This window comes from Devosia sp. (assembly GCF_036676215.1).
Lineage (GTDB): Bacteria > Pseudomonadota > Alphaproteobacteria > Rhizobiales > Devosiaceae > Devosia.
Genome location: NZ_JAKFDJ010000046.1, coordinates 1 through 15575 on the forward strand (window position 1 = coordinate 1; position 15575 = coordinate 15575).

Genomic DNA, 15575 nt, shown 5'->3' on the forward strand with positions numbered 1-15575 from the left:
ACGAGACCTTCAAGCGCGCCAAGCGAACCGGGCGGCTTGGTCAGCTGCGAGTCGCGGGCGCGGACCGCCGCGACGGCGGCCTCGTCGCCATCGGGCGCAATGGTCAGAAGCTCGATGACGTCGGCATAGGCGGGGCTGAGCGTGGACATGGCGAGTCGCGATGGTTCGGGTTAGGAAGGAGGGGACTTGTTGCCGATTGCAGGACGAAAAGCAATTGAACGTCGATGAACCAACCCTCGAAGCTGGCGAGCCCAGCAGCCCCCGCGTAGCGGCCGACGACATGGGCCTGCAGGCCGATTTCATCATGGCGCTGCGGTTTTTCTCGCGGCTGCCAACGGGAAACGCGCCGCACCAGGCGCCAAATCTCGGGCGGATCGCCATGGCGCTGCCGCTGGCGAGCGTAGCCATCGGCATCGGGCCGGCGCTGCTGCTGATCGGCGGCGCGCTGATCGGGCTGCCGAGTTATTTCGCCGCTGCGCTGGCGGTCGCAGCAATGGTGATTGTCAGCGGCGCCATGGCCGAAGATGCGCTGGCCGATGCGGCCGACGGGTTGTTTGGCGGGCACAGCATCGAGCGACGCCTCGAAATCATGAAGGACAGCCGACACGGCACCTATGGGGTGGCGGCGCTGTGCCTGTTCATCCTGTTGCGGGTGACGGCTCTGGGGGCAGTTGCGGCGATCAATCCGCTCGCGGCCGGTGCCATATGGCTGGCGGCGAGCATTGTCGGGCGGTCGGGTGCGCTCTGGGTCGCCGTGGCACTGCCGCCGGCGCGGCGCGATGGTGCAGCGGCAACGGCGGGGCAATTGCCGGCCCGCAATTTTGCCGTGGGTGCGGTGTTTGCCCTCCTGTTGCTGTTTCTGCTGGCCGGGCCGGCGACGAGCATCGTGGCCCTGCTGGCGGCGCTGCTGCTGGCCGTGGCTGTCATGGCCGGCTGGACGGCGCTGTGCCGGCGGCTGGTGGGTGGGCAGACAGGCGACCTGATCGGGGCGTTGGGGGCCCTGGCGGAGATCGCGATGCTGGTGGGGCTGCTGCCGTTTGTTTGAGCGCGTTGGAGCGATTGTCCCGGTGGGACGGTTCTACCGCCATTCGGCCATAGGCCTCATGGCCCTCTCACCTAAAATCACGCCACTGGCGTGATTTTTCCCTTCGGGACGGTTCGAAGCTTGAAATTGCCACAGACGATGACTTTATCGTCCTGATGACACACGCAAACCGGGCAGAGGCGCGAGCATGATCTTTATCGGCATAGCGCTGTTGATTGCCGTGGGCATTGCGTTGCTGATCAGCACCGATGCCGGAAGCCTCGTCGGGATGACACAGGCGCAAACGGCGCAACTGATCCCCTTGCTGGTGATCCTCATCGTCTTTGCCGGTGGTTTGTTCACGCGGCGGCGCAAGGTATCGGAGCTGGTGCAGTCACCTACGCCTATCGCGACGAGTTGACCGGCATGGTCGGGCGAGTCGCCGGCGAGCTGCGGCCCGGCGTGGCCATGGTGGATGCCGAACAGGGGTTGGCAACGTTCCGCCGGGGCATGGGCGGGCATTTCGAGATCAACACCACGGTCAATGGCCATACGACGCCGATGATCTTCGATACCGGGGCCAGCGCGGTGGTGCTGACCATTGCCGATGCGGAAGCAGCGGGCATCGATACCGAGGGGCTGCGTTTCAGCATTCCGGTTTCTACCGCCAACGGCACCGGACGAGCGGCGCGGGTGCGGCTCGACCGCATCGAGGTGGGCGGTATCATGCGCGAGGGCGTGGTGGCGTTTGTCGCCGAGAGCGGCGCGCTGGAGCAGAGCCTGCTCGGCATGACGTTCCTCGAAACGCTGAGCCGCTACAGCGTCACGCAGAATTCGCTCGAACTGGTGGACTGACGCGCGCTATCGGGCGGGCCGGCAGCCCAAAGAAGGCGGCCGGTGCGAACACCGGCCGTTTCGTTCTCGCAAGCACCAGGTCCGGGATTAGCTGACCGGGAACTGGGTGGCCTGGCTGCCCACGATATACCAGGTGACGAACAGCGCGTTGATGAAGGCACCAGGCAGATAGCTGCCGGTGCGACGCCAGGCGTAGGTGGAGAGGAATGCGACCACCGCAAGCAGCGGCAGGAACTGCATGCCAATCACGGTCGTCAGCGACTCGTTCATGCTGAACAGATGCCCGGTGAAGAGCAGCGTCAGATACTGGAAGCCGAGGAACACCACGAAGCCGAGCGCCATCGCCCCGACATTGGAAAGGTATTGCACCAGGCGGCTATCGCCCCGAACCGAGAGGCCGATATGCAGGCCACGGAGCGCCAGGACAAAGAACACCGTGAACGGGACGAGGTAGACCAGCGCGATCTTGAAGCGGACCAGATCGAGCGGCTTGAGGGCAAGCACCCAGAAGCGGAAATCCACCTTGAAGAAGAAATCGGTGGCGGCGACGAACAGATAACCGATGCCAACCGTGGCCAGCGCGATGAGCACCGAGCCGAATATGTCCCCGCGACCTTCGACCTTGTTGCCCCTGAGCAGCAGGCCGACGAGGAAGACGATGACGCCGTTGAGCACCGCCCAGAACGCGATCTGGCTGGTGAAGCTCTGGGGCAGGATGGCGGATGCCGGGAAGACCAGCGTCGCCCAGTAGAAGAAGGTGTAATAGGTGATCACCGGCACGAAGGCGGCCAGGGCGAAAGCCAGCCACCACTTCGGGCTCCGCTTTTCATGAGCAAAGCCGGCCGGCTCGCGGCGAAGATGAGCGAAGGCCTGGGTGGACAGCAGCATTTCGAAAGCGCCGGCCAGCAGCACGACGAATCCGATGAGGGCGATCAGGGTGCCGATTTCCTTCCAGATCCAGATCTGGTCGCTGGACGGAATGGCCTTGGCGCCTTCGAGGGTCTGGTCAAACCAGTCGATGGCATCCCCAATGGCTTCGCTGGAGAGGTGATTGCCAGGATGGGTGGTGTTGGGCTGCTGCAGGATGCGTGCTGTGCCCGCAGCCAGATCGCCATAGACCTCGCCCACAACCACGGGCTCAGCCGTGCCGAAGGCAGCCTGCAGCTTGGGACTGGTGGGCAGGTCCTGTGCGCGGGGCACGCCCCACATGAAGTCCGAGAATTCGTCGAACTTGGAGAAGACCACGGCCAGATTCCGAGGCCAACTGGGGTCGCCTTCCTTTGCGAAGGGCGCGCCAGTGCTCGACCCTTGCAGGACGACGGCCTTGTAGGCATCCGGCATGGCGGCGGCGGCAGCCAGAACGGTCCAGCCGCCCATGGAGTGCCCTTCGAGACCGATATTGTCGGTATCGACAATGTCGAGCGAGCGGAGATAAGCAAGCCCTGCCGGACCACCGAAACCGTTGCTGAAGGCCGGCGCATCGGAATAGCCGTGGCCGGTCTGGTCAAGCGCCAGCACGACATAGCCGCGGCGGGCGAATTCGATTGCGAAGCCATCCTGGGTTTCGCGGCTGTTGAAATAGCCATGAACAGCCAGGATCGCCGGCGCCTTGTTTTCGGCGGTGACGCCGGGCGGCACATAGAGCAGGCCGCTGAGCACCTGACCATTGGTGCCGTTGAAGCGCAGGTCGCGGATGGCGATGCCACCCGAGGTCTGAATGAAGTGGGCGAGCAATGCGCCCAAAAGGATGATGACCCACCCAAAGTGGAAAAGACGATACTTGCCTAACATTTGCATTGAGCTCCCCCCAAAACGAAACGACCCACCCGCGCCTTGAGTGGCGCGCGCCGCCGTCGAATGGTTTTAGCATAGCTCAATACGAAACCAAACGCGCCCAAACGAAATGTATCTTGTCGAAAACGAGCGCGGACGCCTGCCGCCGTCCGGGCTAGCTGGCTTCGGCGAGGCGCGGACGGTTCACCGCGTCCAGCGCGCGGAGCATGACCGATGAATCAGCGCCCGGCCTGCAGGCATCGACGCTGAGAATCTGCCGGAACTGGCGCGCACCCGGCAGGCCATTGGCAAGACCCAGCATGTGGCGGGCGATGTTGTTGAGGCGGGTCCCCTGCCCGGCTTCGCGATCGGCATAATCGGCCATGGCGTGCATGATCGCCTCGAGTGTCACCGGCTCCTCGGTGGCGCCGAAGAATCGGCGATCGACCTCAGCGAGGAGCATCGGGGTGTGATAGGCGGCGCGGCCCAGCATGACGCCATCGACATGGGCCATCTGCGCCTCAGCCACTTCGAGGGATTCCAAACCGCCATTGAGCATCACCGGCAGCGGCGTCAGGCGCGCGCGCAGGCGATGCACGCGGTCATAGTCGAGTGGCGGAATGGTGCGGTTTTCCTTGGGAGAGAGACCCTTGAGCCAGGCCTTGCGGGCGTGGACATAGAGAGCGTCGACACCGGCCGCGACCATGACGTCGGCGAAGCGATCGAGGCTTTCCTCAGTATCCTGATCGTCGATGCCGATGCGGCATTTGACGGTTACCGGGCGGTCGGTGGCGTCACGCATGGCGCGGACGCATTCGGCCACGAGGTCCGGCTCGGCCATCAGGCAGGCGCCGAAGCGGCCAGACTGCACACGGTCGGACGGGCAGCCGACATTGAGGTTGATCTCGGCATAGCCGGCCTCATGCGCCAGGCGCGTGGCCTTGGCCAGTTCGGCCGGATCGGAGCCGCCCAGCTGCAGGGCAACGGGCTGTTCGACCGGGTCGAAGCGCAAATGGCGCTGCGCATCGCCATGCACGATGGCGGCGCCGGTGACCATTTCGGTAAACAGCAGAGCTTCGCGCGTGAGCAGCCGATGGAGGAACCGGCAATGGCGGTCCGTCCAGTCCATCATCGGCGCTACGGAGAATTTCCTATGTTTTTCAATCATTTATCTACAGCTTCAAAACCACTCTGAGATTGGACGGACTGCCATTACCGACCCTGTGATATGTGACTCATTTCATTCTATTCTTCAGAGTGTAACCACCAATGTCACTCAACACCGCTTTTCTGCTGAAGTCCGTCGCGATTTCTTTTCACTCCTAACGCTCCTAGATTTCTTCGCAAGCTCAGTTCAGGCGACATTGCCTTGCCGCTCATGCGAATAGAAACAAGTCAGAAATGTGCCAAGGGTGTCCATTTGCGGGATTTGGCAGACTACCTTGATAAGCCCAGACAGGTGCGCCAGAGGGAGATGAGGGGCAGCCATAGCCCTCAGCACTACGCAAACGAACAGGCGCGGCGCACGTTTGCGCCCCCCCCTCCGATGGTCCAGAACGCGCTCAGCCGATCTTCACATTGCGCAATCTGAGGGAGTTGCCGATGACGCTGACCGAGGACAATGCCATAGCGGCGGCGGCGATTGCCGGTGACAGGGTCAGGCCGAAGAACGGGTAGAGCACGCCTGCCGCCACCGGAACGCCCGCCGCATTGTAGATAAAGGCGAAGAACAGATTCTGGCGGATATTGACCATGACCGCCCGCGACAGCGCCCGGGACTTGACGATACCCATCAGGTCGCCGTTGAGCAGGGTGACGCCGGCGCTCTCGATGGCGACATCGGTGCCGGTTCCCATGGCAATGCCCACATCGGCCGCAGCAAGAGCGGGGGCATCGTTGACGCCATCCCCCGCCATCGCGACGATGCCGCCCTCGCCGCGCAGACGGCTGACAACTTCGCTCTTGCGCTCGGGCAGCACATCGGCCTCGACCGCGTCGATCCCGAGACGCCGGGCGACAGCATCGGCCGTGACCTTGTTATCGCCGGTCATCATGACGACCTTGATGCCCTCTCGTGCCAGTTCCGCCAGGGCGACCGGGGTCGTCTTGCGGATCGGATCGGAGATACCGATGACGCCGGCGAGGCGTTTGTCGATGCCCACAAGGATCGCCGTTGCGCCTTCGGCGCGAAGCACATCGGCACGGTCCGCCCAGGCGTCCGTGTCGATACCCACGGATTTGAGGTATTTCGAGCTGCCGATATGCACTTGCTGGCCCTCCACAGTGCCAGTGAGGCCCTTGCCGACGGGTGAGTCCACATTCGCCGGGTCCGACAGGGTCAAGCCGCGTTCCTTGGCCGCGTTGACGATGGCGAGGCCAAGCGGATGCTCGCTTGCCCGTTCGAGGCTCGCTGCAAGGCGGAGGAGCCGTTCCTCGTCGACGTCCTCCGCCGGAACGATCGCGGTTACCGCCGGCTTGCCTTCGGTGAGCGTGCCTGTCTTGTCGATCACCAGAATATCGACCTTTTCCAGCCGCTCCAGCGCCTCGGCATTCTTGATCAGGAGGCCGAGATTGGCCCCCTTGCCGACGCCAACCATGATCGACATCGGCGTCGCCAGGCCCAGGGCACAGGGACAGGCGATGATCAGCACCGAAACCGCGGCCACCATGCCATAGGCCAGGCGCGGCTCGGGGCCCCAGATGCCCCAGGCGGCGAAGGCCATGATGGCGACGGCGATCACCAGCGGCACGAACCAGCCGGACACCTGGTCCGCCAGCTTCTGGATCGGTGCCCGCGAGCGCTGGGCCGCGGCCACCATCTGCACGATCCGCGACAGCATGGTGTCCTGACCGATCTGTACGGCTTCCATCACGAGCCCACCAGACTGGTTGATCGTGCCGCCGATCAACCGGTCGCCCACGTCCTTGGTGACCGGCATGGATTCGCCGGTGACCATGGACTCATCGAGCGCACTGCGCCCCTCGAGCACCTTGCCATCGACCGGCACCTTTTCGCCCGGCCGCACGCGCAGCCGATCGCCGACGGCGATCGTCTCGATGCCGACCTCTTCGTCCGATCCGTCGGCGCGGATGCGCCGCGCCGTCTTGGGCGCCAGGTCCAGCAGCGCCTTGATGGCACCCGATGTCTGTTCGCGTGCTCGCAGCTCGAGCACCTGGCCGAGCAGCGCCAGCGCGGTGATCACGGCAGCGGCTTCGAAGTAAACCGGTACGGCTCCGCCCATGCCGCGCATGTCGGCCGGGAAGACGCCCGGAAGCGTGGTAGCGATGACCGAATAGAGCCATGCCACCCCGACACCCATGGCGATCAGCGTGAACATGTTGAGGCTGCGGTTGACCACGGAGGCGGCGCCGCGCTCGAAAAACGGCCATCCGGCCCAGAGCACTGCGGGCGTCGCCAGGATCAACTGCACCCAGTTCAGATTCTGCGGCGATATGAAGGCGTGAAAGTCGAAGAAGTGACTGCCCATTTCGAGCAGGGTCACCGGTATGGCGAGGGCCGTGCTCACCCAGAAACGACGGGTCATGTCGACCAGCTCGGCGCTCGGACCAGTTTCGGCGGTCGGCAGCTCGGGCTCGAGCGTCATGCCACAGATCGGGCAGTTGCCGGGATGGTCCTGGCGGATCTGGGGGTGCATCGGGCAGGTGTAGATCGTGCCTGGCGCCACTGCCGCCGCAGGCACTTCGGCTTTGGTGAGATAGGCGGCAGGATCGGCCACGAACTTGTCGTGGCATTTGGCCGAGCAGAAGTAATAGGTTTTGCCGGCGTGTTCGGCCCTGAACTTCGCCGTGGCCGGATCGACCGACATGCCGCAAACGGGATCCTTGACCTGCTGCCCGTCATGGGCGTGCCGATGATGGGCATGGTGATCATCACCATGAAGATGATGGGGCGTATCCGCGGTTCCGCTCATATCGCTATCCTCGCGTTCGATGCGCTAGGTGTGAGCCTTCCCACGGTGGCAAGGTCAACCCCCAACGCTCACTTTGTCGTCATCCGTTCGGCGAGTCTCGCCGATCCACCGTGCGGCGGCTAGTCTGGGAGAAATCATGTCACCTGGAGTTCGCCGCATGCGCTCTCGTGCTTTTACGCTACTTGCCGTCCTGTTTGTCGCCGGCTCCGCCGGGTTGGGCGCGGCCGAACACGCAGTAAGCGTTCCGGTGTCGACGCTGTCGCATATCCATGGCGTCGCCTTCGGACCTGCGGACGACCTTGTTCTCGCGACGCATCATGGCGTCTTTGCCGTAGACCCGGCTGGCCAGGCCCGGTTGATCTCCGAGCCGCACGACTTCATGGGCTTCACCCGCGCCGGGCCAGACCAGCTCATCGCCAGCGGCCATCCCTCTGGCGGCGGCAACATGGGCGTGCTGAGTTCAAACGACGGCGGCGCAGAATGGTTTCCCCTGGCCGACGGCGTCGGCGGGCCGGTGGACTTCCACGCCATGAGCGTCAGCCCGGCCGATCCGGAGGTGGTCTACGGCCTATTCGGCGGAATTCAGGTCAGTCGCGACGCGGGGGTGACCTGGGCCATATCGGGTCCCGCCCCGGCCGATACCATCGACTTGGCGGCCGGGCCCGACGATCCGGGGACCCTTTATGCCGGGACCATGGATGGATTGATGGTCAGCACCGATTTCGGCGCCTCCTGGACAAGGTCCGGCCCCGAGGGCGTCCCGGTGACTGCCGTCGAGTCGACCGGGTCCGGGGAGACCTACGCCTTCTTCGCCGGCGGCGGGCTCTTCCGCAGGAGCGACGCCGGTTTGTGGACCGCCTTGTCCGAGGACTTCGGCCAGCGTGTAATCCTGCACCTCGCCGTGGATGCGGATATGCCCAACCGCCTTGCGGCGGTCACCGACGCGAGCGCCGTGCTGATCAGCGAGGACGCCGGCAAATCCTGGCGGCCAGTGGCCCAGTGAGATTTATCCTCGCCCATCTGACCGTCCGGCCGGAGATAGGCCGTGGCGAAATTGGCACCAACGGCACCGCCGGATTCACGAATGGCGGCCAATTGTCGATCCGTGAGACATCGTCCTGTCAGGCGCAGCACTGGGCATCCTGCCCGACTTCATCGCGACGCCGCATGGGGGCACTGACGAAGATCGTCGAGCGGCTGCGCCTCAAACGAATCCATCGCCGATCTCGTCCGGAGCGACCGGGCGCTGTTCTCGAACCCTGAGGCGGCGGAACTCGGGTCCCGCCGCCATGACACTAGGCCGCCGTCTGCTCGTTCTGCGGGAACATGGCGCGTCGTGCCGCATCGTCCAGCTCGGACTTGAACGTATGGGCTGCCTTCATTTCAAGCGCCCTTTGGACGGCGGGCCGCAGCGCCATTTCATCCATGAAGCGCTGCACATTCGGATAGGCCTTGAGTCCGTCGGCGCCGAAGACGTAGCCGGCCGACGCCGCCCAGCCCCAGAGCGCCATGTCCGCAATTGTATAGTTGTCGCCTGCCAGGTATCGCGACTGGCCCAGGCGCGCATCCAGCACGCCATAGTGGCGCGCGACTTCCCTGGTGTAGCGGTTGACCGCATACGGCAACTGCTTGGGGGCATAGTGCATGAAGTGGATGGCCTGGCCCGAAAATGGTGACAGGCCGGTCGCCACCATCTGCAGCCATGACAGCATGCTGGCATATTCGGTGCGATCCTGGGGTACGAACTGGCCATGCTTGTCGGCCAGATAGAGCAGGATGGCATGGGAATCGAAAACGGTTGTCGCTCCATCCACGAGAGCGGGCACCTTGCCGTTCGGGTTGATGGCCGTATAGGCGGCCAGGTGCTGCTCACCCTTGAAGATATCGATGGGTTTGATCGTGAACGGCAGGGCAAGTTCCTGCAGCAATACGGCGACCTTCATCGAATTGGGGGTCGCATGGAAATAGAAATCGATCATCACTGAATTCCTTGTTCGCAGGTCGGGCTGGCCGGTTCTGGCCGGCGATCGTGGTCTGCCCCGAAAACATGAGGGGCGGCCCGGCCATGCACAAATCGATCCTGAAACTTGGTCCCATCCACCCCATGGATGCCGCGCTCCATATGAAGTCGGCTGCCTATGACAAGCCCGAAAGCCATCAAGCGGATCGATTGCTCCCATCAGGCGACGGCGTTTCTGGGAGGCGCCGCGACGCACTAGATCAGCGCCATCGATGATCGAAAGGAACGAAAGATGATCCATCGCAATCTTATGGCCAGCGTCGCCACCATCGCGGTTTTCGCCTTTGGCGGGCCCGTCCTGGCTCAGGACATCGGCTTCACCGCCGAACTTGCCTATCCGGAAAGCTTCACCTTTTCGGCCAAGCAGGATGCCTTTCTGCTGGGGTCGGTGACCCAGGGCGTGGTCGCCAAGGTCGATATGGCGGGCACCTACACGCCCTTCATCATCGATGATCGCCTAGTCTCGACGGTCGGCCTTCTGGTGGACGATGCCAACAATACGCTGTGGGTGACCAACTCGGATCCGGGCGTCGGCACCCGTACTGCCGCCCCCACGCAAGGCACGCTGGCAGCCATTGCCACCTACAATGCCACCACCGGCGAACCGCAGGCCTATTTCGACCTTGGCGCGCTCAGCGAGGGTACACATTTCGCCAACGACATCGTTCTCGATGCTGTCGGAAACGCCTATGTTACCGATAGCTTTGCACCGCTCATCTACAAGATAGATGCCGATGGCCAGGCATCCATCTTCGCCCAGAGCCCGCTGTTTTTCACCGAGCAGGGTTTCAACCTCAACGGCATCGCCGTCCACGCCGACGGCTATCTGCTGGTCGGCAAATACAATAGCGGCGAGCTTTTCCGTGTCAGCATTGCCGATCCAACCGATATCCAGTCCGTCGAGCTGCCCGAGGCGCTGATCGGCGCCGACGGAATCCATCTGGTCGATGGCGAGCACCTGCTCGTGGTTCAGAACCTGGGGGTAGATCGCGCTGTGGAACTCACCTCGACAGATGGCTGGCAGACCGCGACCATCTCTCGTACCAAGGCGAGCGAAAATTCCATGCCGACAGCCGCCGCCGTGGTTGGTGACGACATCTACGTCCTCAACTCGCGTCTCGATACGCTGTTCGATCCCAAGGCCGAAAAGGTCAGCGACTACCTGTTGCAGGAATTCTGATCCGTGATGGCCGGGCAGGTTGTCCGGCCATCATTCCACTATCAGGCGCGCGGCGCTTTCATCAGCCCTCGGGCGCATTGCAGCACTTGCCCGCGCAGCCAGGTGTGCGCGGCGTCCGCACTCATTCGCCGGTGCCAGAACAGGTTCATCTCAAAGGGAGGCAATTCAAATGGTGTTTTGATCACATCGAGCACCTGATCGAAGCGCTCCAGGAACCGGCGGGGCAGCGTACAGACCAGGTCTGTACTCGTGAGGACCAGCGGCGCCAGGGCATAGCTTTGAACCGATACGCTGACCTGGCGGCTACGACCCAGATCCGAGAGGGCGTTGTCCACCATACCCGCGAACTGGCCGCCGCTGGTGGAAATGAGAAGATGGTCCAGTGAACAGAACTCATCGAGCGTCATTGGCCCGCGTCCCCGGGGATGCCCCTTGCGCTGCGCGGTGACGAACTCTTCCTGGAACAATTTGCGCACGACCAGCCCCGGCGCGCCATCCTCTGCCGCACCAACGAATATATCGACCTCGCCCTGCTCGAGTTGCTCGGCAATCCGCGCCTTGTTGGGCATGGTGAATGCCACTTTGACGTGCGGGGCTTCCGATTTGAGATGCGGGATGAGGTCTGGCGCCAGAATGGACACGGGATTATCCGTAGCAGCAATGCGGTAGATGCGCTTGCTGCTCCTTGGCTCGAAAACCCGCGCCACACCAATGAAATCATTCATCTGCTCGAGCAGCCGCACCAGTTCTGGCTGGAGCGCCAGCGCATGTGGCGATGCCACCATGCCGCGTCCGGAGTTTGACGGAATAAACAGCGGATCGCCCAACAAGTGCCGCAACCGGGTTAGTCGAGCGGATAGGGCCGACTGCGTTATGTTCAATCGAGCCGCCGCATGCGTCACGTTCCGATCCTTCAGCAAGGCATCGAAGGTGAGCAGCAATCCCAAGTCAAAATCAGACTGCAATCGGTTCACTAAAGCTACCCTAAAACTCGAGAAGGATGCCACATTTTGTGAATATGCGACACCGAGTCAATTCAGCCGGAGAGGCCGTGGATAGCTGGACCGGCGGCCTGGCACTCCTTCATCACCGGCGACTGCGGTACGGCGGATAGCATTGACCAAGTGCTGGGTTACCTGGTTGCTCGGCGCCAAGGTGGGAGGTGCCTCTGCCGCTGGACATGCGCCGCTGATCTGTACCTTCTCAACACCAGAACGAGAAGAGACGCGCTACACAACTGGCGGTCAGGACTTTTGCAGTCCGGCGATAATGAAGTGCGTCAACGCCTCAACAAAATCGCTACCGGCCCTGTCGCGCGTGATGATCATGCGCCAGTACAGCACGCCAGCCCCCGCATCATTGAACAGCTCGATATCCACGTCGCCAGGCAGTTCGTCACGAGCAATGGCGCGCTGCAGAATTGCGGCTGAGCGCTGGCGGCGTTCGATCTGCACGCGGCTCCTGACCCCTCCAGCCAAAGCCGGATTGCGCTGCATTTCCGCGTGCAAATCCGGCAGGATGCGCCGCTTGACGGCAAGCGACATGACGGACTGGTTTGCAAGGGGCGGCGTGCCGGCAGCCCTTGCGCCGACTCTGGCGGCGATGGACACGGCAATTTCCCACGGCGCAGAGGACAAAACGACACGTCAGGTTTTCAACAGCATCGGCCGAGCGCCCGGGTCTTTCGAAGCCTTCGTAAACCGGACCGCAGCGGTTTGGATGAAGCCCTCTTAAATCGAGGGGCCGGCTGCCGAATCGAACAGGCGCTTGCTCGAAAAAGGGAGCGCCCGTTCATGCCTCAGGCCAGCATCTTGAGTTGGGTCATGAGTTCCAATTGGTCGGAACTGAGCCAGTATTCGGCCATCTTGCGTGGGGCAATCCACGGCGACTGATCTGGATCAATGGACGGAAAGACCGGCGGGTATATGTTGGCATGGGAAACCGAGAGGACAAGCCATGTATACACGTATCGTCATCGGCATTGACGGATCAGAACTGGCAACCAAGGCATTGCGTCATGCGCTGACGCTGGCCAGGGAGTCGCATGCGCGGCTGTTCGTGGTCACGGTCACCGAGCCGTCGGTGCTGATCTCACCCGGGGCCGAAATCATGGCCATCAATACCGGCGAAATCATTGCCGAACTGGAAGCGGCCAAGGCCAGCTCGGCCAAGGCCACGCTGGATGAGGCGCAGGCCCTCGCCAAGGAATTCGGGCAGACCATCGAGCCGATCCATGTGCCATCCAGCGTCGCCGCCGATGCCTTGCTGGACACCGCCAAGGCACAGGGCGCGGACCTGATCGTCATGGGCTCGCATGGGCGGCGCGGTCTCGGCCGGTTGCTGCTGGGCAGCCAGGCGGCGGAGGTGCTGGCGCGTTCGACCATTCCCGTGCTGGTTGTCAAATAGGGTCAGCCGTCGTCGAAATGGCCCCATTCGGCAAAGATGCCGCCGGTCAGCTGGTGACGCGGATCATTGGGGTCAAGCGGCTGGCGGGGATCGGGTGATCCGAGTTCGAGCGAGCCGTGGCTGGGTGACCAGCCGAAATCGGGGTCAGGCGCGTTGACGAAGAACGCGTTGGGATTGTTCGAGATGCCGAAGATGGTACGGTGCCCCAGCGTTTCGATATCCAGCGCGTAATCGACCAGGCTCGCCAGATCGTCGCGATTGAACCAGATCCGGGCCTCCCGAGGAGTGCCCGGCTGGTCGGCAGTGCAGATGCGGATGGCGAGGCATTCGATGCCGAACTTGTCGAAATAAAGCCGGCTCAAGGTCTCCCCGAACGCCTTTGAAACCCCGTAGAGCGAATCCGGACGATAGGGAGCGTCGATGGCAATCGGCACCTCGGCGGTCGGATACATGCCCTGCGCATGGTAGGACGAGGCGAAGATGACGCGCCGGACACCGGCCTTGCGGGCCGATTCAAAGACATTGTAGGCGCCCATGATGTTGGCTTCGAGCACGGTCTGCCAGCCGGCCTCCTTGGCCATGCCGCCGAAATGCACGACGGCGGAAATGTCCTGCGCCATCAGGCGGTCGATGGCGGCGCGATCGGCCAGGTCGGCGATTTCGACCGGCGAGCCGTCCTCGGTGGCGACGATATCGGTGGGCAGGAAGGCCCTGCCCCGCCCGGTAAACCAATGACGCAAATAGCTACCCAGGCTACCCGAGGCACCAGTCAGCAGGATTTGGGGCATAGCCTATTCCTCAGGCGGGAGCATCGACGCGCAGGCGCGGATCGGGGCGGGGTACGGCGCTGATCAGCCTTCGCGCAGGGTGAAGGTGAAATCCTTGCTATCGGCGCTGGCCGTATAGCAGGCGGCAATATTGGGAACGACTTCGCCAATCCAGTCCGCATCCCAAGCGATCAGCGGCTCGTGGCCCAAATGGGTAAAGAGCATGTTGCGGTCATTGCCGCCGCGGAAGGTGCCGCCGTAGCGACCCACCTCACCGACCGGCACGATGACGCGCGGCTCGGCGCCGACGCGTTCAGCCACCGCCGGCAAGTCGCCGCTGGAAACCAGCGCGTCGAGTTCGGGGGCCTGGCTATAGGTCTGCGCGAAGGCGGCGTGGCCGAGCGCAAGAATGGATATCCCCGCCAGAGCGGCAATCCTGAGATGCTTCAATGTGCCCTCCCATCAAGCTTTGTGAGCTGTCGCACCGTTGGGGTTGGTCCCGGTTTCGGGTTGTGGTGGGGCAGTGTGGTATGACTGCATTGGTGCTGTCAATAATGCATCATACTTCTTTTGGATATCCACCTATTTGCGGTCGTTGACAGGGTGGTTGTGGCGATGTTAGCTCAATGCAGTCATACTAATTATCGCGTGCAGGAGATGGATGTGACCCTCGACGAAATCAAGGCCAAGATCGGTTCGGGCCTATTGTCCTTTCCGGTGACGGACTTCGATGAAGCGGGCGAGTTCGACCGCGATTCCTATGCCAGGCGGTTGCAGTGGCTGTCCTCGTTCGACGCCTCGGGGCTGTTCGCGGCGGGCGGTACGGGGGAATTCTTCTCGATCGGCTATGACGAATATGACGACGTGATCCGCACGGCGGTCAGCAACAGCTCGGCCAATGTGCCGGTGCTGGCCGGGGTGGGCTATGGCACGCGCATGGCGGTGGACCTGGCCAGGCGCGCCGAGAAGGCGGGGGCGGCGGGCATACTGGTGCTGCCGCATTACCTGATGTTCGCCGAACAGGAGGGCATCATCGCCCATATGAAGGCGATCTGCGACGCGGTGGGGATCGGCGTCATCTATTATGCGCGCGACAATTCACGGCTGACGCCGGACTCGCTGGCGCGGCTGGCCGAGCTATGCCCCAACCTGATCGGCTACAAGGACGGGATCGGGGACCTGCAGCTGATGGTGCAGGTGGCGAGCCGGATCGGCGATCGCATGGTGCATATCGGCGGATTGCCGACAGCCGAAGTGTTTGCCCGGCCGTATCTGGAAATGGGCGTGACCACCTATTCCTCGGCAGTGTTCAACTTCGTGCCGGAGCTGGCGCTGCGCTTTTACCGCGCCATCCGCCAGCGCGATGGCGCGACGGTGCAGGCGCTGCTCAAGAGCTTCTACCTGCCACTGATCGAACTGCGCGACAAGAAGCGCGGCTATGCCGTGTCGATGATCAAGGCGGGCGCCGAACTGGTGGGACGCCCGGCCGGCAAGGTGCGCAGCCCGCTGACCGAGCTCACCGCGAGCGAGCGCGAGACGCTGGCGCAGCTGATTGCGGCGCATAGCTAGAGCTTCCCTGGCACGGCCTCCCTGGTGCCAGAAAGCCCGGACCGCAAGG

Annotated in this window: 16 protein-coding genes and 1 pseudogene; 8 read left to right on the forward strand and 9 right to left on the reverse strand. The window is 63.1% G+C overall.

Annotated elements, in window-relative coordinates; all coding sequences use genetic code 11:
• Nucleotides 1-202, reverse strand: a pseudogene (locus tag V6M52_RS19950) (hypothetical protein); the annotation flags it as partial.
• A 12-nt stretch (nucleotides 203-214) separates the two neighbouring features.
• Between V6M52_RS19950 and V6M52_RS03970 the strand changes: the two are divergent.
• The 3 genes from V6M52_RS03970 to V6M52_RS03980 all read left to right on the forward strand — a co-directional run bounded on the left by V6M52_RS03970 (nucleotide 215) and on the right by V6M52_RS03980 (nucleotide 1879).
• Nucleotides 215-1045 (forward strand): adenosylcobinamide-GDP ribazoletransferase, encoded by an 831-nt coding sequence (locus V6M52_RS03970; RefSeq protein WP_332699666.1) that lies wholly within the window; start codon nucleotides 215-217, stop codon nucleotides 1043-1045.
• Nucleotides 1046-1232: 187 nt separating this feature from the next.
• Entirely contained in the window at nucleotides 1233-1445 is a 213-nt protein-coding gene (locus V6M52_RS03975; RefSeq protein ID WP_332699669.1) for a hypothetical protein, read from the forward strand.
• Between the two features lie 5 nt (nucleotides 1446-1450).
• The gene (locus V6M52_RS03980; protein WP_332699672.1) at nucleotides 1451-1879 is read left to right on the forward strand and encodes a retropepsin-like aspartic protease family protein; all 429 of its coding nucleotides are present in this window, start codon (nucleotides 1451-1453) and stop codon (nucleotides 1877-1879) included.
• A gap of 87 nt (nucleotides 1880-1966) precedes the next feature.
• Here the strand turns inward: V6M52_RS03980 and V6M52_RS03985 are convergent, their stop codons facing one another.
• Together V6M52_RS03985 and dusA are read right to left on the reverse strand one after the other, a co-directional pair.
• Complete coding sequence (locus V6M52_RS03985; protein WP_332699675.1) at nucleotides 1967-3670, reverse strand: alpha/beta hydrolase family protein; 1704 nt, start codon at nucleotides 3668-3670, stop codon at nucleotides 1967-1969.
• 157 nt (nucleotides 3671-3827) lie between these two features.
• A complete protein-coding gene (gene dusA / locus V6M52_RS03990) occupies nucleotides 3828-4820 on the reverse strand; it encodes a tRNA dihydrouridine(20/20a) synthase DusA (protein ID WP_332699678.1) in 993 nt (330 codons plus the stop codon).
• Nucleotides 4821-5030: 210 nt separating this feature from the next.
• On the opposite strand from dusA, the gene V6M52_RS03995 reads away from it, so the two are divergent.
• On the forward strand, nucleotides 5031-5243 hold the full coding sequence (locus V6M52_RS03995; RefSeq protein ID WP_332699702.1) for a pyocin activator PrtN family protein: 213 nt from the start codon (nucleotides 5031-5033) through the stop codon (nucleotides 5241-5243).
• On the opposite strand, the gene V6M52_RS04000 is transcribed toward V6M52_RS03995, so the two are convergent.
• The gene (locus V6M52_RS04000) at nucleotides 5215-7584 is read right to left on the reverse strand and encodes a heavy metal translocating P-type ATPase (protein ID WP_332699681.1); all 2370 of its coding nucleotides are present in this window, start codon (nucleotides 7582-7584) and stop codon (nucleotides 5215-5217) included. The two genes, V6M52_RS03995 and V6M52_RS04000, sit on opposite strands and share 29 nt — an antisense overlap.
• Before the next feature lie 157 nt (nucleotides 7585-7741).
• On the opposite strand from V6M52_RS04000, the gene V6M52_RS04005 reads away from it, so the two are divergent.
• A complete protein-coding gene (locus V6M52_RS04005; protein ID WP_332699704.1) occupies nucleotides 7742-8587 on the forward strand; it encodes a WD40/YVTN/BNR-like repeat-containing protein in 846 nt (281 codons plus the stop codon).
• Nucleotides 8588-8879: 292 nt separating this feature from the next.
• Here V6M52_RS04005 and V6M52_RS04015 read toward each other — a convergent pair whose 3' ends face one another.
• On the reverse strand, nucleotides 8880-9563 hold the full coding sequence (locus V6M52_RS04015; RefSeq protein WP_332699684.1) for a glutathione S-transferase family protein: 684 nt from the start codon (nucleotides 9561-9563) through the stop codon (nucleotides 8880-8882).
• A 273-nt stretch (nucleotides 9564-9836) separates the two neighbouring features.
• On the opposite strand from V6M52_RS04015, the gene V6M52_RS04020 reads away from it, so the two are divergent.
• Entirely contained in the window at nucleotides 9837-10784 is a 948-nt protein-coding gene (locus tag V6M52_RS04020; protein WP_332699687.1) for a hypothetical protein, read from the forward strand.
• 41 nt (nucleotides 10785-10825) lie between these two features.
• Here the strand turns inward: V6M52_RS04020 and V6M52_RS04025 are convergent, their stop codons facing one another.
• Both V6M52_RS04025 and V6M52_RS04030 read right to left on the reverse strand, forming a co-directional pair.
• Nucleotides 10826-11758 carry a LysR family transcriptional regulator gene (locus V6M52_RS04025; RefSeq protein ID WP_332687586.1) on the reverse strand — a complete coding sequence of 311 codons (933 nt, stop codon included), beginning with the start codon at nucleotides 11756-11758 and terminating at the stop codon, nucleotides 10826-10828.
• 270 nt (nucleotides 11759-12028) lie between these two features.
• The gene (locus V6M52_RS04030; RefSeq protein ID WP_332699690.1) at nucleotides 12029-12394 is read right to left on the reverse strand and encodes a TetR-like C-terminal domain-containing protein; all 366 of its coding nucleotides are present in this window, start codon (nucleotides 12392-12394) and stop codon (nucleotides 12029-12031) included.
• 346 nt (nucleotides 12395-12740) lie between these two features.
• Between V6M52_RS04030 and V6M52_RS04035 the strand changes: the two genes are divergently transcribed.
• Nucleotides 12741-13190 carry a universal stress protein gene (locus V6M52_RS04035; RefSeq protein ID WP_332687584.1) on the forward strand — a complete coding sequence of 150 codons (450 nt, stop codon included), beginning with the start codon at nucleotides 12741-12743 and terminating at the stop codon, nucleotides 13188-13190.
• 2 nt (nucleotides 13191-13192) lie between these two features.
• Here the strand turns inward: V6M52_RS04035 and V6M52_RS04040 are convergent, their stop codons facing one another.
• Nucleotides 13193-13978 carry an NAD-dependent epimerase/dehydratase family protein gene (locus V6M52_RS04040; RefSeq protein ID WP_332699693.1) on the reverse strand — a complete coding sequence of 262 codons (786 nt, stop codon included), beginning with the start codon at nucleotides 13976-13978 and terminating at the stop codon, nucleotides 13193-13195.
• 63 nt (nucleotides 13979-14041) lie between these two features.
• Complete coding sequence (locus V6M52_RS04045; protein WP_332699696.1) at nucleotides 14042-14407, reverse strand: hypothetical protein; 366 nt, start codon at nucleotides 14405-14407, stop codon at nucleotides 14042-14044.
• A gap of 213 nt (nucleotides 14408-14620) precedes the next feature.
• Between V6M52_RS04045 and kdgD the strand changes: the two genes are divergently transcribed.
• Entirely contained in the window at nucleotides 14621-15526 is a 906-nt protein-coding gene (gene kdgD / locus V6M52_RS04050) for a 5-dehydro-4-deoxyglucarate dehydratase (protein ID WP_332699699.1), read from the forward strand.
• Nucleotides 15527-15575: the final 49 nt, after the last annotated feature.

Excerpts from the sequence above, each read along its gene's own strand:
- V6M52_RS04000 (WP_332699681.1), bottom strand. The coding sequence starts at position 7,584 with ATGAGCGGAACCGCGGATACGCCCCATCATCTTCATGGTGATGATCAC.
- V6M52_RS04040 (WP_332699693.1), bottom strand. The coding sequence starts at position 13,978 with ATGCCCCAAATCCTGCTGACTGGTGCCTCGGGTAGCCTGGGTAGCTAT.
- V6M52_RS03980 (WP_332699672.1), top strand. The coding sequence starts at position 1,451 with ATGGTCGGGCGAGTCGCCGGCGAGCTGCGGCCCGGCGTGGCCATGGTG.
- V6M52_RS04035 (WP_332687584.1), top strand. The coding sequence starts at position 12,741 with ATGTATACACGTATCGTCATCGGCATTGACGGATCAGAACTGGCAACC.
- dusA (WP_332699678.1), bottom strand. The coding sequence starts at position 4,820 with ATGATTGAAAAACATAGGAAATTCTCCGTAGCGCCGATGATGGACTGG.
- V6M52_RS04020 (WP_332699687.1), top strand. The coding sequence starts at position 9,837 with ATGATCCATCGCAATCTTATGGCCAGCGTCGCCACCATCGCGGTTTTC.
- V6M52_RS03995 (WP_332699702.1), top strand. The coding sequence starts at position 5,031 with ATGCGAATAGAAACAAGTCAGAAATGTGCCAAGGGTGTCCATTTGCGG.
- V6M52_RS03975 (WP_332699669.1), top strand. The coding sequence starts at position 1,233 with ATGATCTTTATCGGCATAGCGCTGTTGATTGCCGTGGGCATTGCGTTG.
- V6M52_RS03985 (WP_332699675.1), bottom strand. The coding sequence starts at position 3,670 with ATGTTAGGCAAGTATCGTCTTTTCCACTTTGGGTGGGTCATCATCCTT.
- V6M52_RS04015 (WP_332699684.1), bottom strand. The coding sequence starts at position 9,563 with ATGATCGATTTCTATTTCCATGCGACCCCCAATTCGATGAAGGTCGCC.
- V6M52_RS04005 (WP_332699704.1), top strand. The coding sequence starts at position 7,742 with ATGCGCTCTCGTGCTTTTACGCTACTTGCCGTCCTGTTTGTCGCCGGC.